Annotated in this window: 18 protein-coding genes and 1 other annotated feature; of the genes, 7 read left to right on the top strand and 11 right to left on the bottom strand. The window is 53.2% G+C overall.

The window, feature by feature from the left end; translation table 11 throughout:
- Window positions 1–132: 132 nt before the first annotated feature.
- Window positions 133–1,215, bottom strand: coding sequence for a BMP family ABC transporter substrate-binding protein (locus tag NST69_RS05105; RefSeq protein ID WP_340978840.1), 1,083 nt, complete (start codon window positions 1,213–1,215; stop codon window positions 133–135).
- 308 nt (window positions 1,216–1,523) lie between these two features.
- Here NST69_RS05105 and NST69_RS05100 point away from each other — a divergent pair, with 308 nt between their 5' ends.
- Entirely contained in the window at window positions 1,524–2,066 is a 543-nt protein-coding gene (locus NST69_RS05100; protein WP_036696107.1) for an acyl-CoA thioesterase, read from the top strand.
- Window positions 2,067–2,151: 85 nt separating this feature from the next.
- Here NST69_RS05100 and rplT read toward each other — a convergent pair whose 3' ends face one another.
- The 4 genes from rplT to NST69_RS05080 all read right to left on the bottom strand — a co-directional run bounded on the left by rplT (window position 2,152) and on the right by NST69_RS05080 (window position 4,824).
- Window positions 2,152–2,511: a 50S ribosomal protein L20 gene (gene rplT, locus NST69_RS05095; RefSeq protein WP_036649386.1), complete on the bottom strand. Its 360-nt coding sequence runs from the start codon at window positions 2,509–2,511 to the stop codon at window positions 2,152–2,154.
- A gap of 31 nt (window positions 2,512–2,542) precedes the next feature.
- Entirely contained in the window at window positions 2,543–2,743 is a 201-nt protein-coding gene (rpmI, locus tag NST69_RS05090) for a 50S ribosomal protein L35 (RefSeq protein WP_036696104.1), read from the bottom strand.
- 57 nt (window positions 2,744–2,800) lie between these two features.
- On the bottom strand, window positions 2,801–3,298 hold the full coding sequence (gene infC, locus NST69_RS05085) for a translation initiation factor IF-3 (RefSeq protein WP_209879757.1): 498 nt from the start codon (window positions 3,296–3,298) through the stop codon (window positions 2,801–2,803).
- A gap of 57 nt (window positions 3,299–3,355) precedes the next feature.
- Window positions 3,356–3,499, bottom strand: a sequence feature (ribosomal protein L20 leader region).
- Window positions 3,500–3,582: 83 nt separating this feature from the next.
- Complete coding sequence (locus tag NST69_RS05080; protein WP_036727659.1) at window positions 3,583–4,824, bottom strand: glycosyltransferase family 2 protein; 1,242 nt, start codon at window positions 4,822–4,824, stop codon at window positions 3,583–3,585.
- A gap of 417 nt (window positions 4,825–5,241) precedes the next feature.
- Here NST69_RS05080 and NST69_RS05075 point away from each other — a divergent pair, with 417 nt between their 5' ends.
- Window positions 5,242–5,769 (top strand): phosphatase PAP2 family protein, encoded by a 528-nt coding sequence (locus tag NST69_RS05075; RefSeq protein WP_036727657.1) that lies wholly within the window; start codon window positions 5,242–5,244, stop codon window positions 5,767–5,769.
- A 52-nt stretch (window positions 5,770–5,821) separates the two neighbouring features.
- The gene (locus NST69_RS05070) at window positions 5,822–6,961 is read left to right on the top strand and encodes a glycosyltransferase (RefSeq protein ID WP_342548670.1); all 1,140 of its coding nucleotides are present in this window, start codon (window positions 5,822–5,824) and stop codon (window positions 6,959–6,961) included.
- 79 nt (window positions 6,962–7,040) lie between these two features.
- Here the strand turns inward: NST69_RS05070 and trmB are convergent, their stop codons facing one another.
- Window positions 7,041–7,757 (bottom strand): tRNA (guanosine(46)-N7)-methyltransferase TrmB, encoded by a 717-nt coding sequence (trmB, locus tag NST69_RS05065; protein WP_036727654.1) that lies wholly within the window; start codon window positions 7,755–7,757, stop codon window positions 7,041–7,043.
- Between the two features lie 201 nt (window positions 7,758–7,958).
- On the bottom strand, window positions 7,959–8,132 hold the full coding sequence (locus NST69_RS05060; protein ID WP_179090500.1) for a hypothetical protein: 174 nt from the start codon (window positions 8,130–8,132) through the stop codon (window positions 7,959–7,961).
- Between the two features lie 245 nt (window positions 8,133–8,377).
- Between NST69_RS05060 and NST69_RS05055 the strand changes: the two genes are divergently transcribed.
- The 4 genes from NST69_RS05055 to NST69_RS05040 all read left to right on the top strand — a co-directional run bounded on the left by NST69_RS05055 (window position 8,378) and on the right by NST69_RS05040 (window position 12,071).
- Window positions 8,378–9,334 carry a TIGR01212 family radical SAM protein gene (locus NST69_RS05055; protein ID WP_209879751.1) on the top strand — a complete coding sequence of 319 codons (957 nt, stop codon included), beginning with the start codon at window positions 8,378–8,380 and terminating at the stop codon, window positions 9,332–9,334.
- Window positions 9,334–9,930 carry a class I SAM-dependent methyltransferase gene (locus tag NST69_RS05050; protein WP_342548669.1) on the top strand — a complete coding sequence of 199 codons (597 nt, stop codon included), beginning with the start codon at window positions 9,334–9,336 and terminating at the stop codon, window positions 9,928–9,930. Before NST69_RS05055 ends, NST69_RS05050 begins: the two co-directional genes overlap by 1 nt.
- Window positions 9,931–10,050: 120 nt before the next feature.
- Window positions 10,051–11,019, top strand: a complete 969-nt coding sequence (locus NST69_RS05045; RefSeq protein WP_342548668.1) for a type I phosphomannose isomerase catalytic subunit — start codon at window positions 10,051–10,053, stop codon at window positions 11,017–11,019.
- An 89-nt stretch (window positions 11,020–11,108) separates the two neighbouring features.
- Entirely contained in the window at window positions 11,109–12,071 is a 963-nt protein-coding gene (locus NST69_RS05040; protein ID WP_339254349.1) for an alpha/beta hydrolase, read from the top strand.
- Window positions 12,072–12,635: 564 nt separating this feature from the next.
- Here NST69_RS05040 and NST69_RS05035 read toward each other — a convergent pair.
- The 4 genes from NST69_RS05035 to recQ all read right to left on the bottom strand — a co-directional run bounded on the left by NST69_RS05035 (window position 12,636) and on the right by recQ (window position 19,005).
- Window positions 12,636–13,487: a hypothetical protein gene (locus tag NST69_RS05035; protein WP_342548666.1), complete on the bottom strand. Its 852-nt coding sequence runs from the start codon at window positions 13,485–13,487 to the stop codon at window positions 12,636–12,638.
- Between the two features lie 578 nt (window positions 13,488–14,065).
- Window positions 14,066–14,653 (bottom strand): nucleotidyltransferase family protein, encoded by a 588-nt coding sequence (locus NST69_RS05030; protein WP_342548665.1) that lies wholly within the window; start codon window positions 14,651–14,653, stop codon window positions 14,066–14,068.
- A 572-nt stretch (window positions 14,654–15,225) separates the two neighbouring features.
- Window positions 15,226–17,163, bottom strand: coding sequence for a B12-binding domain-containing radical SAM protein (locus NST69_RS05025; protein WP_342548664.1), 1,938 nt, complete (start codon window positions 17,161–17,163; stop codon window positions 15,226–15,228).
- A 15-nt stretch (window positions 17,164–17,178) separates the two neighbouring features.
- Window positions 17,179–19,005, bottom strand: a complete 1,827-nt coding sequence (recQ, locus tag NST69_RS05020) for a DNA helicase RecQ (protein WP_036727639.1) — start codon at window positions 19,003–19,005, stop codon at window positions 17,179–17,181.
- Between the last annotated feature and the right edge of the window lie 132 nt (window positions 19,006–19,137).

The raw sequence follows: 19,137 nt of genomic DNA, 5'->3' as shown, positions 1-19,137 counted from the left end.
CGGCTGTACCGCCCCACACAAGGACGGTACAGTTGTGATTGTCTATAACAGATGCTGACAGAGAACAAGGCCAGTACTTGAACCGGCCCTGCTTCGTCGTTATGTTAAATCGGGTTAAGCTGAAGCAATGAATTACTCGGAAGGAACAACGATTGTTCCATCAATGATTTGTTTGCTGTATTCGTCAACCTTAGCCAGAATATCGGCAGTAACGTTAGCTTTGGATGTTTCAGGAAGGCCTACACCGTTGTCTTTCAGACTAAGAACAGTTGTAGTACCGCCTTTGAAGGTACCGTCAACAACCTGCTGGGAAACCTTCTTAACCGCTTCGTCAACACGTTTGATCATGGAAGTCAGCGTTACATCATCGCCAAATTCCAGGGACTGGTCTTTGTCAACGCCGATAACCCATACTTTGCTGCCGCCGGCTTTGTTGCGGGATTTCGCTTCGTTAAATACACCGTTGCCTGTTGCACCTGCAGCAGGGAAGATGATGTCGTTGCCATCATTATACAATGTTGCCGCCAAAGATTTACCGGTATCCGGCTTATCATAAGCACCTGCATAAGTGATTTTTACTGTAGCATTAGGGTTAACCGCTTCTACGCCGGCTTTGAAGCCCACTTCGAAACGTTTGATAACCGGGCTTTCCATACCGCCGATGAAACCTACTTTGTTGGTTTTGGTTGTCAGACCAGCAACAACACCCACCAGGAAGGAGCCTTCATTCTCGGCAAAGGTTACAGATTCAACGTTAGGAGCGTCCACTACACTGTCGATGATCGCAAGGTTAGCATTCGGGTTCTCTTTGGCAACCTTCAGTACAGCATCGCCAAGGTCGAAGCCGATTCCCCAAGTGAGGTCATAGCCGCCTTTAACGAACTGGTTAAGGTTAGGCTCATAGTCTGCATTGGATTTACTCTGCAGGTATTTGATCTCAGCGCCGAATTCCTTCTCCATAGCCTCCAGTGCTTCCCAGGAAGACTGGTTAAAGGACTTATCGTTTACTCCGCCTACGTCAGTTACTAGACCCAGTTTGACAGCCTTAGGAGCGTCAGTTGCTGCTGGTGCTTCTGTTGCAGCTGCGTCTGTTGGTGCAGTAGTTGCTGTTCCAGCATTGGAGCCGGAATTAGCGCTGTTATTGTTACCGCAACCTGCCAGAATGACAGTGAAGGCCATAACCATAACCAAAGATAGTTGGTAAAACTTCTTCATCGAAAGTGATCCCCCTTAGTAAATTGGATGTCTTCTGTGTTCTGCTTTGGACATACCATTAGTACAAATTATACCTGCAAAAAAAGCTAAAATCCAGTCTATTAATGACCTCAGGTCAATAATAATTTGCATTTTTCAACAAGAAATCGCTTACCTTGACACAGGCTGTTATTTCTGTGTCCGTTATATGTTAGAAAACCTCAAAATGTAGCTTATGGCTCCAAGTGCATTAACATTATTATTGCACAGGGAAAGCTTTTCTATTATCATGTATGATTACATCTTGTACGCAAAGGGAGTTACTGAAAATGGAACAAGAACACACACCACAAGCTGCACCCGACTTCAAATACTGTCATGAATCCCGCGTATTCAAAACCGGCCGCGTCTTCCCGAATGATGTGAACAATCACAAGACACTGTTCGGCGGCAAGCTCATGAGCACCATCGATGAAGTCGCCTCCATCTCGGCCATGCGCCACTGCCGGGTCAACGTAGTAACGGCATCCGCTGACTCTGTCGACTTCCTCCTGCCGATCCGGCCGACGGATTCCGTCTGCTTCGAATCCTTTGTCTCCTGGACGGGCCGCACCAGCATTGAGGTATTCGTCAAGATTATCTCCGAGAATCTCTACACAGGCGAACGCGCCGTTGCCGCAACTTCCTTCCTGACCTTCGTAGCTATGAATGAAGACGGCACTACAGCCCCTGTTCCGGCCATCGTGGCCCAGACCGACGAAGAGAAGCTGATCTGCCAGTCTGCTGACGAGCGGTCTGCGCTGCGCAAGCTGAGACGCTCCAGCAGCAAGAAACTCGCTTCGTTGCTTAGCACAACGAAATATTGGGAATAGCTGTCCATCCGGCGGTTCCCACCGCGCAAAAAAAGCACCGTCACACGGGAGAACCCGCAGGCGGTGCTTTTCGGTTTATAGCGTCTTACGCGTTGATCTTCTCTTTGGCAACAACAGCCAGGGAGTTGAAGGCGTTCAGATCATTCACTGCCAGATCAGCCAGCATCTTACGGTTCACTTCTACACCAGCCAATTTCAGGCCGTATACAAGCTTGCTGTAAGACAGACCGTTCAAACGGGCTGCAGCATTGATACGAACGATCCACAGTCTGCGGAAGTTACGTTTCGTCTGACGGCGGTCACGGTATGCGTAAACCATCGATTTCATTACTTGCTCTTTAGCTGTTTTGAAAATGCGGTGCTTGGAACCGAAGTAACCCTTTGCCAGCTTCAATACTTTTTTATGTCTACGACGAACTACAAATCCGCCTTTAACTCTTGCCATATTAATAAACCTCCCAAAAATGTGTGATTAACTATTTCAAGTTAGCGAGTCCTTGTTTCAAACGTCTTACATCCCCAGGGGCCATTACCGGATTGCCGTTCAATACGCGTTTTGCACGTTTCGATTTGTGGGACAGCAAGTGGTTCTTGTGAGCTTTGTAACGCAATACTTTACCAGTTCCAGTGATCTTGAAGCGGCCTTTCAGGCTGCTATGTGTTTTCATTTTAGGCATGGTGTTTCCTCCTTGAATATTATGCGGCGCCAAATTGCTATGCAAGTGACTCCAGGATTATTGGGGCTTCGGAGCCAGAATCATAATCATGCTGCGGCCTTCCAGCTTAGGCTGGCGCTCTACAACAGCAAGCTCTTCTACTTCGCTCTTCACGCGCTCCAGGATCTTCTGGCCGATACTAGCGTGGGTAATCTCACGGCCGCGGAAACGGACGGAGCACTTCACTTTATCGCCTTCGCCCAGGAACTTGATTACATTGCGGAACTTGGTCTGATAATCATGTTCCTCAATGTTTGCACGGAACCAGACTTCCTTGAGATCCACGATCTTCTGGTTCTTGCGGGCTTCCTTCTCTTTCTTCTGCGTTTCATAACGGAACTTGCCGTAATCCATGATGCGGCATACCGGCGGCTTCGCCTGCGGTGCTACGTTGACTAAATCCAGATTAAGATCGATCGCCATTTGTAACGCCTCGCGGATCGGCTTGATCCCGATTTGTTCACCCTCTGCTCCGACCAGCCGAACCTCTTTGGCACGAATTTCATCATTGATCATATGTTCCTTACTGATAATCCTCCACCTCCGAATAATTTTCAGATAATATATTACGGTTCTCCATAAAAAAGGGATGCCGGTAATTCCCCGACACCCCGTTTGATCAACGTTCATGAATTGTAACCATTCATAAAGCATTGAGATCAAAACCAGCAGGCTGTTAGCCTGTCAGGTGAGAAGCCGGTGCTTCTGCTTGCAATCCCTATGTTTTGCACACTTGAATACTATACATCATCAGACTGAAGATGTCAACATCCTCTGAAATTATTAATTTACAGTGCGGATTATGAAACCTGCTTGCTCTGCACTTCCTCCAGCCGGACTACGCGCGTATGCTTGGTATGACTCCACTGCTTGTTGTTCTGCGTGAAGAACGCATAGAACGTGATGGGATACCACGAGAGCAGATAGACCGGGAACACCAGCAGGTACAGATAGACCTTCTTGAACTTCACCCGCTCCAGGGCCATGGCCAGCAGGAAGGTCAGAATGTTCGCCCCTACGGCAAAGTACCCGAGCCACAGCGGCAGATGTCCGTAAATATTCGCAATATGCGGACCGCCAAACACAGCATTATCCACAAACATTACGGCAGTCATCAGGAACGTAAGCAACACAATGTATACGTTCGCTCCATACAGTGCCAGGTCGAACTTCGTCAGGCTGCGTTCCTTGATCCCCTGCCACAGCAGCGGGAAGAAGTAACGGCGGGCTACGGTGAAATGACCCTGCATCCAGCGCAGACGCTGTCTGGAGGAAGCCTTGAAGGTAAGCGGCTTCTCATCGAATACTTTGGCATCATAATTAAATCTTGGATATACGCCCTTGGAGGCGCTGCGCATGGTGAATTCCAAATCCTCAACCAGACTGGTTGCCCCCCAGCCCATTTCCTTCAGCAGGTTCGTCTCGAAGCACATGCCTGTACCGCCGAGGAAGTTGGCCATCTTCAGATTATGGCGCGACAGCTGCCACAGCCGGTTGATGTACCAGTAGGATACGCCGTAAGCAGCCGTGATCCAGGAATCCTCCGGGTTCTTCGTGTCAATGTAGCCTTGAATGACCCGTCCGCCTGAACACAGATCGTTGTTCATCTCTGTCAGGAACTCTGTATGTGCGAGGTTGTCGGCATCGAACATGACTACAGCGTCGTACTGGCGGGGCAGCGCCCACAGCTCCTTTAGCATCCACTCGATGGCATAGCCTTTACCGCGCAGGTTGCTGTTGGTACGTACACAAGCATTCATGCCGTGCTCCCGCACGATCGCAGCGGTATTATCCGTACAGTTGTCACAGATGACAAATACATCGTACAGTTCCTGGGGATAATTAAGCTGCTTCAGGTTCTCCATCAGAGCGCCAACCACTTCTTCCTCGTTGTGTGCGGCGACCAGTACGGCAAATGACTTTTGCGGCGCATGCCTAACCTTGTTCTTCTTCTTGCGCAGTCCAAACAGCGAAAATGCAAACTGATAAACTGCGATTGCCGCCAAGATCACTTGGAGCGTAACAAACAATGCGTCTGTCATGATCTTTAGATGCCCCCTTTTTCCAAATCTTGATGTTTTTTCTCTTTCTCTCTCTCTAACTTGCTAACGTTCTATCTGACCCTTTTGTTGCATCCCTTACTGTAGACAAGAATTTCCCCTTAGTTCCGGGCAGGATTCCGAATTGTGTTATGTCCCGTTTCACAAGATATGAATATGGATTCCAGTGTACTGGCTGGCTCCTTATTTCTCTGTTACCTTATAAACGCGATCTTCCTGCTTGAATCATTGTAGTCGCTTTGGGGCTCACAAGTCAAAAGAGACATTTTTCGAGCGGACCCGAGCTTTTTCTTGAACGGGCTACCTTAAAAAAGTATGATAAAGACAGCTTCAGGCCGTGAAATCTGCTGCTTAAGCTGCGCCAGAACTCTTTTAGCCGGACTATCGGAGGGACATGATATGAGACCTTTATTCAAGAAACTGCATCTCCTGGAGCAGCGGGTGTTTCAATGGATTAACGGACGGATGCACAATCCGTTTCTGAACTTCTGGCTCTTCTACCTCACTCATCTCGGAGGTGCAACAAGCGCGATCGGCATCAATCTCCTGGTCTGGGCAGTGTGCCCGCAGCCATGGAGAACTACAGGACTTCAGGCACTGGCCGCGCTGGCGATAAGCCATGTGCCCGTCGCTATCGCCAAAAAGCTCTACCCGCGCCTGCGGCCCTATCTGGCCCTGCCGGACACCAATACGTTCCGCAATCCGCTTAAGGATCATTCTTTTCCTTCAGGCCATACGACCGCTATCTTCGCCTCAACGGTTCCTTATATGATAGCCTTTCCTGTCCTGACTGCGGTCCTGCTTCCTCTGGCCTGCACAGTCGGCTTCTCCCGGATCTACCTCGGGCTGCATTATCCATCTGATGTCCTCGCAGGAGCGGTCATTGGGTCTGGAGTCGCAGCCGGTACGCTTGCCCTCTGGATATGATGCCTAAGGGCGCCGGCCGGTCAATACCTCTAGGGAACAGGTGAACTATACATTGCGCAAAAAAAGAATATTATTGCTGTCAGAGGGCTTCGGTGCCGGGCATACCCAGGCTGCATATGCGCTGTCGAGCAGCCTGCGGAAGCTGTCTCCGGAGGTGCAGACCAAGGTGCTGGAGCTGGGGAGCTTCCTGAATCCCAAGGTGGCCCCGCTCATTGTCTCGGCATACCGCAAGACGGTTACCTCCCAGCCCCGGCTGATGGGCTATGTGTACCGTCACCAGAAATCATTCAATCGTCTTACCACACTTGCCCTGCACCGCTTGTTTTATACGCATGCCCAAAATATTGTGAAGCAGCTGAAGCCGGACATTATCGTCTGTACCCACTTCATTCCCGGTGCTGTTATCTCACGCCTGAAGCGGCTTCACCCGTCGCTGAAGGCTCCCCTGATTACGGTCATTACAGATTATGACGCCCATGCCAGCTGGATCAGCCCGCAGGTGGACCGCTATCTGGTATCCACCCCTGAGGTCAAGGCGAAGCTGCGCCGCCGGGGCGTTGCCGCCTTCAAGATCCGGGTAACCGGCATTCCTGTCCACCCGAGCTTCTGGGAGCAGCACGGCCGGGAAGACATTCAAGAGCAGTTCAAGCTGCTTGGTATTCCGACGGTCATGGTCATGGGCGGTGGATGGGGCATGATGAATGACGAAGTAGTGAATGCGGCTCTGGCCGGATGGCGGGACAAGGTGCAGATTGTGTTCTGCCTCGGCCAGAATGACAAGCTGCTGCAGGAGATGATGCAAGACCCGCGGTTCAGGCATCCCAACATCCGGCTGCTGGGCTTCACCCGGGAGATTGACAAGCTGATGGAGGTGTCCGACCTGCTGGTCACCAAGCCGGGCGGCATGACCTGCAGCGAAGGCTTGGCCAAGGGCATTCCGATGCTCTTCCACTCTCCGCTGCCGGGCCAGGAAGAAGAGAACTGCCGGTACTTCACTGCCGCCGGACTGGGAGAGCCGATCAGCTCCCTCGATGTAGTTGACCGGTGGATGGAGCGGCTGCTGAATGATTACGGAAATGTCCGTGCGGCGCGCAAGGCCCATCTGGAGGCCATCTCCAGGTACAACCCGCTGCAAAGCGCCCAAAGCATTATTGATATGCTGGATAAACCGCGCGCAGAACATGGGGAGTAGAGAATCAGGTTAGAACGCAAAAGGCAGTCCGGTATGAATGAACCGGGCTGCCTTTTGCTGTAATTGCAGGTAATGCAGCCTAGAGGCGGTACTTGTCCAGACGGGTGGCCTGATATTGCTTCAGCGCCTCGTCTCCGACAATTGCCTCACAGCGGTGAATGTTCACGCCCCGTCCATAGAACTTGGTCTCGTATTCGGTCATAACATGCTCTTCGTTGATCACGCCGCCCTCATGCAGGTCAAGCGAAATATTCTTCATCTGCAGGCCATAGTCCGCAAAGGCATTAAGCGAGAATTCAAACAGGCTGCGGGAATCCGTCTTCAAATGGATCTCGCCGAGCGGACTGAGCAGTCCGCGGTATTTATCCAGAAAACGCGGATGCGTCAGACGGCGGCGGGCATGCTTGCTTTTCGGCCAGGGATCACTGAAGTTTAGAAAAATCCGTTCCAGCTCCCCTGGAGCGAACACTTCCTCCGCGTAATCGATATTGGCCAGGGCCACTCTCACGTTGGGCGGTGTCTCTTCTCCTGCCGGCTCCCATACATTCCGGGCCTTCTCGGCTGCGCGCCGCACCAGCTCGTCATACATATCCACGCCGATGAAATTAATCTCCGGGTATTTGAAGCTCATTTGACTGATAAACTGTCCCTTGCCCATTCCGAACTCCACATGAATCGGATGATCATTGCCGAACAATTCGGACCAGCGCCCCTTCAGGCTGCGTGGTTCCAGGATGACCAGATCGGTCTGCTCCTCAAGACTTTCACGTATTCCTTTTCTTCCTCGTAAACGCATAGGTACTCCTCCGCTTATCTCTTTATTGCCTTATCTGTGAATAGGATAAATGCCACTTGCAATATTGTGCCGAACTTACCGGCAAAAGTAAAGGGATTTCAGCAAAAGAAAAGGAACCTCCATCCTGCCCCTGTTGGACTGGTCGAAAGTTCCGTGCGTGTTGTATCTGTAATACCGGCCCGCCGTTCAGCGGACTGCCATTTATTTATCGAACTCGAAGGTCTTCTCGAACGCATTGCGGATCTTCCGCTGCGCTTCTGTCTTGATCTTGTGGTTGCCGTTGAATTCTACGCCTGTCAGGGCGAGAGCTTCATCGGGAGTCAGCTGCACATCAATCGAACCTTTGTTATCAGCAAATACCGTTGGAGAATTCATCGTTATCACCTCTAAGGTTTAGTATGGACCGGACGACACGAAATTATGAATTCAAGCATAAGATTGTGGTTGCTGCAGCGGCTTTTTTAACACTTTAAATATAACATAATGTGTAAGCATTTTCAAGCCGAATGGCGGTAATTCACAGCCTATTTTTAGTTTTTTTTCGGCGGATTTCCGGGAGGGATTGTTACGTTCATCACGGATTTTTGATACAATGGGAAGGTTAATGAAAGGAGCTGCACATGTCTAATCTTTTACAGGCCTCCTCTCCGCTTCTGTGGGGGGATAAACGGTTCCATACCTGGAACTACGAAATGCGCGGGCAGATGGATACCAAGGTGTTCAAGGTCATGCTCGATGCGGGCTTCACCTGTCCGAACCGTGACGGTTCCATCGCCAAAGGAGGCTGTACGTTCTGCAGTGCCAGAGGGTCAGGCGATTTCGCCGGAAGCCGCCGGGATGATCTCGTCACCCAGTTCAACCATATCCGCGACCGCCAGCATCAGAAATGGCCGAATGCCAAATATATCGGCTATTTCCAGGCCTATACCAATACGTATGCTCCTGTCGAGGAGCTAAGGGAATATTATGAAGTCATTTTGCAGCAGCCCGGGGTTGTCGGCCTCGCCATTGCCACCCGCCCCGACTGCCTGCCGGATGATGTAGTGGAGTATCTCGCGGAGCTGAACCAGCGCACCTATCTATGGGTGGAAATGGGGCTTCAGACCATTCATCAGTCCACTTCGGATCTGATTAACCGCGCGCATGATACCGCCTGCTATACTGAAGCTGTTGCGAAGCTCCGCCGTCACGGCATCCGGGTGTGTACCCATATCATTCACGGTCTTCCGCAGGAAACGCATGAGATGATGCTGGAGACTGTAGCTGCTGTAGCGAATATGGGAGTTCAGGGGATCAAAATCCACCTGCTTCATCTCATGCGCAAAACGCCGATGGTGAAGCAGTATGAAGCCGGGCTGCTGCGGTTCCTGGAGCAGGATGAATATGTGAAGCTCATTGCCGACTCGCTGGAAATTCTGCCGCCGGACATGATCGTCCACCGCTTGACCGGCGATGCCCCGCGCGATGCTCTGATCGGCCCGATGTGGAGCCTCAAGAAGTGGGAAGTACTGAATGCCATTGACCAGGAGCTGGTTGCCAGGGACACCTGGCAGGGTAAGTACTGGAGGAAGGGCTGATGGGCTTCCTCTCTGTCCTTAGCTTCGCCCATAAGCTGACCGCTGAGCGGCTCCCGCCCGGCGGACGGGCTATCGACGCCACCGTGGGAACCGGCGCCGACACCCTGTTCCTCGCCAAGGCGGCCGGGCCGCGCGGCGGGGTGTACGGGTTCGACATCCAGCCGCAGGCGCTGGCTCTTGCCGGCGAGCGCCTGCGGCTGGCCCGGGAGGAAGCGCCTGCTGCGCTGGCTCCCGTGACGCTGCTGCTGCAGAGCCATGCAGCCATGGCTGAAGCCGTTCCGCCCGCTTGGCGCGGAACGGCCTCGGCGGTGATGTTCAACCTCGGCTATCTGCCCGCAGGCGATGCCGATAAGACCATCATCACCGAGCCGCAGAGCACGCTGGCCGCGCTGGAGGCGGCGCTTGCGCTGCTCCGCCCGGGCGGGATCATCACGGCCGTGCTGTATCCCGGCCACGAAGGCGGCGGCCGCGAAGCCGCCGCTGTCGAAGCCTGGGCCGCCGGACTGGCCCAACAGGACGCGCAGACCATCGTGTACCGCCAGCTTCAGCGCGAGTCTGCACCGTACGTAGTAGCTGTAGAGAAGAAAAGAAGCTGATCAGAGATTGCAATCGCCCAGTTTTCGCAGCGATTGTATTTTCCCGGGACACCATCATCGGGTTGACAGACCGGGACAAGACAAATCGCCAATTCTATTATCAGGAAGGAAGATGTTGTAATGACGAAACCATATCCTCTGAAATTTCAGCCGGAATTCAAAGAACGTGTCTGGGGAGGCCGAGCGCTGGAGAAATTCGGCCTGGATCTGCCGGAAGGCCATATCGGCGAAGGCTGGATGATTGCCGATCATCCGAACGGCACCTCCTCAGTAGTCAACGGCGAGCTGGCCGGACAAGGCCTGGATGCCATCCGTGAGCAGTTCGGGCACGAGTGGTTCGGCAGCAAGGGCATCACGGAAGAAGGCGGAAGATTCCCGCTGCTGATCAAGCTGCTGGATTGCAATGACAACCTCTCCGTGCAGGTGCATCCTACGGATGATTATGCCGGACTCCCCAAGGGCGAGCTGGGCAAAACCGAAATGTGGTACGTGCTGGACGCCAAGCCAGGCGCCAAAATCATCTACGGCCTGAAGGAAGGCGTCACCCGCGAGATGCTGAAGGACGCGCTGGAAAACGGAACGGTTATGGACAGCCTGCAGGAAGTGACTGTAGCTGCCGGTGACTCCTTCTATATTCCTGCCGGGACTGTACACGCCTTGTGTGCAGGTGTCGTTGTAGCGGAGATCCAGCAGAACTCTGACACTACATACCGGATTTACGATTACGACCGTCCGGGTCTGGACGGGAAGCCGCGCGAGCTGCATATCGAGGATTCCCTGAATGTTACTGCCTATGAAGGCGCAGGCGCGACTTCGATGAAGACCGATGGTGCAGTGGCCGGTGAATGGCTGCAGATTGCCTCCTCCCCTTATTTTATCGTGGAAAAAGGTCTGGTGTCCGGCGAATGGCAGCTCGCCACCACCGATGACAGCTTCACCATCCTGGTGATTTGCGAGGGCAGCGGCCACCTGATCTGGGAGGGCGGCTCCCAGCCATACGCAGCGGGCGAATGCTATCTGCTCCCTTCCAGCCTGGGCGCTTACAGCATTGAAGGACAATCTACCGTGCTGCGCTCTTATCTGCCTTAAGCAGACGGACTGTGTTTCACTTGGATCAGGGTAGCACCAGGTACTCTTTACGCTAGGAATGCTGAACTTCATTTTCAGGAGGACAGGCGATGACTGAGAACACTTTTTCCATGACTGATCCCTTAGATGTCAAAATCCATGTCTATGAATGGCTGCCGGAGGCGGGAACGGAGATTCGGGGGATTGTGCAGATTGCACATGGTATGTGTGAGACGGCTGCGCGGTATGCCCGGTTCGCCTCGGCGCTCACCGCAGCCGGTTATGCCGTATATGCCAATGACCACCGGGGACATGGCCTAACCGCCGGCAGAGTCAACCTGCTCGGTGACAGCGGGGAGAACGGCTTCTACTGGATGCGGCGCAATCTGCTGCAGCTTGCGGGAGTTGCCTGCTCCCGGCATGAGCATGCCCCTATCTACCTGTTCGCGCACAGCATGGGTTCGTTTCTGGCTCAGAAGCTCATGTGCGAAGAGGGGCATGAGATTTACAGCGGCTTCATCCTCAGCGGCACCAATGGTCCCCGGAGCATGCTGCGGCTGGCAGAATCCTTGTCGGCTATGCAGTTAAGGCTACAGGGCGACCATCACCGCAGTGTACTGCTGAATGGCATTGTTTTCGGCGCTTATAACCGGTCCTTCTCTCCGGTCCGCACAGCTTTTGACTGGCTCAGCAGTGATCCGGAGGAGGTAGATAAGTTCATTGCAGACCCGTACTGCGGGGCGATCTGCACCACCCGCTTCTTCCGGGACTTCTTCCATTTGCTGCGTGAGCTTCATACCAGGTCCACTCTTCAGCACCTATGCAGCGACAAGCCGGTCTACCTGTTTGCGGGCGAGAAGGACCCTGTGGGGATGAACGGTCAAGGGGTGATGCGTCTGGCTGAGTTATACCGGAAGCAGGGGCTTCAGGATGTAGAATGCAAGCTGTATCCGGGAGGAAGGCATGAGATGCTGAATGAGGTCAACCGGGACGAGGTCACGGCCGATGTGCTGGACTGGCTCGCTCGCCACCTGCCTGCCGAATCCATGCGGCTTCAGCCTACGGCGGATTAGCCTATTGATGCAGACGCACTTACTGGTCTGGTGCTGACGTTGGTCTGATGCTTACGGTGGTGTAACACAGTGCATACCTATGTCGCCACTGCACTTTGATCCGCAGGTATAGTACGACAAGAGAGGCACTCCGCCCGGACGGAGTGCCTCTCTTTCGATTATTTTGCCGTAGCAGCTGTATAGCGTCCTCATCGGTAATATTTAACCGTAGCAGTTAGTTAAGCTCTGTGGTAATTCTCAACTTAGCTGTAACGTAAGGTCTGCCGCTGATCCTGCAGTAGCAATTGTTGTACTTTTTGCAGGATCTCCACCCTATCAGCACCGTCACAGTAGAAAATGTTGCACTTTTTGCATTATTTTTAACAAATTAACGCTCTTAGAAGCACCAGTTGTTGCATTCTGTGCAGGATTTCGCCATGTTGACGCTCCAGAAGCAGCGAATGTTGTAATTCATACACGATTTCCAGGCTTCTTCTTAAGCCTCATTTACCGCTTAAGCTCCACTTACCGCGCCAAAACCCAAATTATCACCTCAGGTATTAACAGTAACTCTACGAGGACCCTTTATTCACGCTCTAAATATCCTGCCAGTCTCCCCGCTAAATCTTGCTTATACGCCGGAAGATCATACGAGGAATTATTGACTTTGATCTTGTGCATGTTTATGCGGTTATATATAATTTCTTCTAATTTCAGTCTGGCCTCAAGAACCTTCAGAGTTCCTTCTAAGCCCTCGTGCCCCTGTTTAAAGCCATACCCCTGTTTGGTGTAATATTCAATGAACCCCTCTGACCACTCCAGGGGTCTTTCGCGGACTGCTTTGCGGAAAGAATGCTCCAGATCGTCCTGTTCAATATAGATCAGCAGCGGATTCAATCCGGCCGTGATGGCCTCCAACTCCAACGTGTAGCTTATAATGTCTTCCTCGGCTGCCCCATGCTTAATCATCCCCATTGTTACCGGGTTCTGGATAAAGCAGCAATCGAACACATACGTGTCCGCCCCCTGCAAGGCCTTTTCCGCGAACTGCCTCCATCTTGCTGTAATCAGCTCCCTGTTCTGCGCGAACGACAATTCATACACATCGTTCCGGGCAAAAATATCCGTCCCTTCCTTTGGAACCCGGGAACTGTGTTCATTTAGGATTTTCCGGTATTCCACCAGGTAATGGCTGTCATGAACAGTTGTCCGCGGACTTAATACATGCCTTGAATCGGCCCACATCCCCAACAGCTCATCGTACTCTGCCTTTGTAAGACAAGCGACACCATCATAATCCGCCGGATGATCCAAATTCCCCTCCAGGAATAGCTGAGCTTTAGTGCCCGACTCAGCAAGAATGTCATAAATCAGCTGCGCCGTGGTGGATTTCCCGAAGCCGGGTAAGCCCTCGATAAAAATCAATTTAGGTTGCATATAGTAGTTCCCCCATTCACGATTTAGGAGGATAAGCAGATAAGAAGCCATTGAGATGCGGTGTCCCGGCAACAAAAAAAGATACCCTAAGGTATCCGCAGAAGTCGGTCTATGAACCAAGCTCACCCTGCATACCCTGTAAGATTAAAGAAAGACATGCCTAATAGCATAGTGTTCTCCACTAATGCTGGCATTCTTCCGGTTAATTTATCCTTACAGAGTAATCCACATGATAAGGTATATGCTCCTTTAATTGCATCTCATCATTTAACGTAACACTTAATGGAGATAAATACAATGAAGTGTTTATAAAAGAAGTGTTTTTGAAAATAGCTTATATTTCAGAAGACTCCGGAGTTTTTGTATATTCGCTGATAGAAGCATGTGGTGTTTCCGCAGCCTCCCCTATCAAGGTACGAAAAGCCATGCCGTGTCCGGTAATGATCACCTTTTGGAACCCGAGATATTGGTCAATCACCTTCTCTACACGGTTCCTCAGCAGCTCCTTAGATTCCCAAATCCGGGTCTCCCCGGGAGGATAAGCTCCGCCGTCTATTCGCCCAAAAACGGTCAGAGTCTCACTGCCCCCAAGGGACCACTGTAAGCTCCGGCCACTTCGACTTCCATTTCTGCGTCTTCGCTTCGTAAATCTTCTCGCTGATCAGTGCTTTGTTGGGGCGTAGAATTAATTGAAATAAATCCTCCAGACCAAATGGGGCATAAACCTTCCAGTCACCGTTCAGCTCAAGCCGTGCTCCCAGAGAAGTCACCGTGGTTGGCCAGCTATTAATTGCAGCTTCCAGCGATGTGTAGGGCTGGATCTCCACACCGAACTTCTGGGGGTACCACAAATGAACTCGGGCCTGATTCATGAGATCGACCGGGATAGCAATATCCTTAAAAAGCTCCCTGCCCTTAGCAACCATCGCATCCTCAGCAGTATAACTCAAATCGGCCGCATCATAATAAATAATATCGATGTCACTAATTCCGTACCCCGGCGCACGCCCGGTAAGCTCATTCCACACCGTTTGCACCAAGCATCCTGCACCTATGTAGTAAGGGAACGGGGCCAAGCCTTGGGCACGCTTGAAAATATCCATTAGCAGTGTATCGCGGGTGAATAGCTCTGTAAGACGATTATACATTTCATAGCAACTATCCATCGCCCAAATCCCCCACACTCTGGTCTTTGAATTGCTCCCCGTGCTCGTCACCGTATCTAAACAATGATATGTGCTGCTCCTGACTCAACTGTATGCCCCCCATAGGTAACCGACTCCCGCTCATGCTCCCTTGCGGCCGCTTCGCCGAATGTGGTCGGTTTTTCGATTACATTTGCCTCACGTGCACACACAGCGCCAATTGTGGTCGGTTTTTCGATTACACTTGGACCACGGGCCCACTCAGCGCCAAATATGGTCGGTTTTTCGATTACATTTGGCCCACGCTACCACGCAACGCCGAATGTGGTCGGTTTTTCGATTACATTTGGCTCACTCGCACACGCAACGCCGGATGTGGACGGTTTTTCGATTACATTTGGCCCACGTGGGCACTCAGCGCCAAATATGGTCGGTTTTTCGATTACACTTGGACCACGTGGGCACGCAACGCCGAATGTGGTCGGTTTTTCGATTACACTTGGTTCACGCGCCCACGGAACGCCGGATGTGTCCGGTTTTTCGCATACATCCGCATCGGCAGGCAGGTGTCCAGTGTAGTCAGGGGCATTCCCCTACAAAGGCAGCGTATAATACTGTGCCCGCTGGCTCTCGTCCTGCTGATACAGGACGACCAGCAGCGTGCGGCCATCGCTTGCCCCGGGGTGCGGACCAGGCAGGGCCAACCCGCTCCCGGCGGCGACCGCCGTTGCAGCCGCCCGGCCTTCACACCCGCCTCCCCCGGCAACCGCCGGAGGCGATACTTCTGCCTTGATTGCGGCAACTGCTTCACCTTCGCCAGAAGCTCCAACCTCCGCCTCAGCGCCAAGCTCCCCGTCATAGCGCAGCCCGCTGATCGATTCCAGCACCGGATCGAGCCGGAACGGCAGCTCGTCGAGCACGATGAACTTCTGGAGCTCCCGCTCGCTAAGTCCGGCCTCCGCCAGCTTGGCCGAGATCAGCTCCGGCTGACTGGCGATCTGCTTCAGGTGCTTCGCCCACTCCGCTTTATCAAGCACATCGTCCCACCAGATCTTGCGGGGCTTGTACTTGTGGGCGAGGAAGTAGTCCAGCTTCATCAGGCCGGTGACTATGTCCATGGAGGCCGTGCCCCGGTCCGTCAGGAAGTCATGCAGCCGGGTGAACAGATCCTCCAGCTGATGCCCGATCTTCTGCCAGCCCCGCTCTTCCCAGTAGTCCCCGAACTCCTGGAAGAAGTCGAACGGGGACGGGAAGACATGGCGGATCAGGTACTTGACCGAATGAGCCAGCCGCTGGCTGTTCCAGTACTTCTCCAGCACATCCTCCAGCCGCTTGAGCCGGATAATATCGGCGAACGGCATGACATGGCTGCTGAGAATTTCGTATGGCGCATGCTCCATATACGTATAGTCGTATTTGGCGGCTTGGGCTCGCAGCCCGGTGCCGCGCAGCATTTTGAGGAAACCGAGCTGCAGCTCCTCCGGCTCCATGGCGAAGACGTCATTAAACGTCTTGCGGAAGGTGTCGTAATCCTCCATTGGCAATCCGGCGATCAGATCGAGATGCTGGTCGATGTTGCCGCTGGCCTTGATCTTCATCACAGTGCGCGACAGCTTGGTGAAGTTCTGGCGGCGCTTGACCAGCTCATTGGTCTCGTCATTCGTCGACTGGACGCCGATCTCGAAGCGGAAGACGCCCGGAGGGGCGTTCTGCGCCAGGAAATCCAGCACCTCGGGACGCATAATATCAGCGGTAATCTCGAACTGGAACACGCAGCCCTGATGATTATCGATCAGGAACTGGAACATCTCCATCGCATAATTGCGGTTGATATTGAACGTGCGGTCCAGGAACTTGATCACCTTGGCCCCGCCCTCAATCAGATAGAGCAGATCGGACTTCACCCGTTCGATATCATAATAACGCACGCCCACCTCAATGCTGGACAGGCAGAATTGGCAGTTGAAGGGACAGCCCCGGCTCGTCTCAAAATAAACAATCCGCTTGCTCAGCTCCGGCAGATCCTCCGCGAAGCGGTGCGGGGTCGGCAGGGTGTTAAGATCACTTTTGGGACGGGGAGGATTAACGATCAGCTCTTCGCCCTTGCGGTAAGCCGCACCGTATACGAAATGGTACTTATGTTCATCCCGGATCTCCTGCAGCAGATGGTGGAAGGTCTCTTCCCCGTCACCGATCACGACAAAGTCCACTCCGGCCTCCCGCTTCATCCAGTAGAGCGGCTCATAGGATACCTCCGGCCCGCCCAGCACAATCTTGACCTCCGGCATGACCTGCTTGAGAATACCGACCAGCTTGATGGTCTCCTCGATGTTCCAAATGTAACAGGAGAAGCCAATCACATCCGGCTGCTTCTGAAAAAGGTCAGACACGATGTTCATCGCGGGATCTTTGATGGTATATTCCGCCAAAAGGATATCCTCGAACTCATGCTCGCTATACGCCTTCAGCAGCCGGATCGCAAGCGAGGTATGAATATATTTGGCATTTAATGTGGCCAGGATGATTCTCATGCCTTATAACCTTCTTTACATGTCATTTTGAAAAAACTCCAGGAAGGCCTTGCCGTACTTCCGGTACTTCACTTCACCGACACCCTTCACCCTCAGCATCTCCGCTTCTGTCTGCGGACAAACCACGCTCATCTCACGCAGCGTCGCATCATTGAAAATGATGTACGACGGCACATGCTCGCGCCCCGCCAGCTCGCGGCGGATCAGACGCAGCTGCTCGAACACCGTCTCGTTGACCGCAGACGGTGAAGTATCGCGCGAGCGGCTGCGGTCCCGCGTGCCGGAGGTGACCAGTGTGCGGGCCACGCGCTGATGCACCTGGCGCTGGCCGCGCAGCACCTCGGCTGCCAGCGGCTGCAGCCGGACCACCGGATACTGGCCTTCGGACAAGGCCAGATATCCTTCCGAGATCAGCATATTGATGATCTCGGTAATCTCCTTCTCGCTGCGGCTGGACATAGCGCCGTGAGTCGGCAGCTTCTCGAAGCCGTATTGCAGCACCTTCTGGTTACGTGAGCCCTTCAGCACGGATGAGACCAGCGCCACGCCGTAACGCTCCCGCATCCGGTGGATGCAGGAGAAGATCTTCTGCGCTTCAACGGTGATATCGACCAGCTCACGCTCGTCGGTACAGGAGCTGCAAATCCCGCAGTGATCATCGTCATGACTCTCGCCGAAATAGTCGAGCTGCGCACTGCGCAGGCAGCGGGTGGTATAGCAGTATTCAATCATCTGCTGAAGCTTGCGGTATTCGTTGGCTTTACGTTCCGGGTCCTGCGGGTTCTGCTCAATCAAGAATTTCTGGGTCATGATATCCTGAGCACTGAACAGCAGGATACAATCGCTCGGCTCCCCGTCACGCCCGGCACGTCCCGCCTCTTGAACATAAGCTTCCATGTTCTTCGGCATATTGTAATGGATGACATAACGCACGTTAGACTTGTCGATCCCCATCCCGAAGGCATTCGTGGCGACCATGACGCGGATATCGTCATAGAGGAAGCCTTCCTGGCTGTCCGCCCGCTCCTGGTCGTTCATTCCGGCATGATAGCGCCCGGCGGTGATTCCTGCGGCCTGGAGGCGCTGATAGAGATCATCCACCTCCTTGCGGGTGGCGGCATACACGATGCCCGGCTGATGGGCATGCTGAGCCGCGTAATCCAGCACGAACTCGCGCTTGTTCTCTCCGCGCAGCACGGACATCGCCAGGTTGTCGCGGCCAAGTCCGGTCATGAAGACGCCCGGCTCGCGCAGGCGCAGCAGCCGGACCATATCCTCCATGACCTCCGGGGTAGCCGTAGCGGTGAAGGCCGCCAGAATCGGACGCTGCGGCAGCTGCTCCACGAACGGGGACACTGCCAGATAACTGGTGCGGAAGTCATGGCCCCACTGCGAGACGCAGTGCGCCTCATCTACAGCTACGCAGGAGATGTTCAGTCCCGCCATCTCCAGGCGGAACCAGTCCAGCTCCAGACGCTCGGGAGCTACATAGAGCAGCTTCAAGTCGCCGCGGCGGGCCGCACGAATGCGCTCATTCACTTCCTTGCCGCTCAGGGTGCTGTTGATATAAGCAGCCGGAATCCCTGCCGTCGTAAGAGCATCCACCTGATCCTTCATCAGGGAGATCAGCGGTGAGACGACCAGGGTAAGCCCCGGCTGCAGCAGCGCCGGAACCTGATAGCAGATGGACTTACCGCCTCCGGTAGGCAGAATGCCCAGCGTATCGCGGCCTTCCAGCAGATTGTTTACAATTTTTTTCTGGCCGTCCCGGAAATCGGGATAACCGTAATATTTTTGCAGCTCGGCCTGGGCCTGCTCCATTAATGATCCTTGCATCTCCATATCTCTTCAAACTCCTTAAGGCTTTCTACCTTTTAGTTTACCGGGCAACCGGCTGCCAAGCAACCGTCTGAAGCAGATATCATAGCACTCCTTCCGGGCCTTACACATAGAAATTACATAAAAACCGTACGA

Origin of the sequence: Paenibacillus sp. FSL P2-0089 (assembly GCF_038595095.1) — a bacterium.
In the GTDB taxonomy this organism is placed as follows: Bacteria; Bacillota; Bacilli; order Paenibacillales; family Paenibacillaceae; genus Paenibacillus_AQ; species Paenibacillus_AQ silagei.
This window is presented reverse-complemented; position numbering and strand designations above follow the sequence as displayed.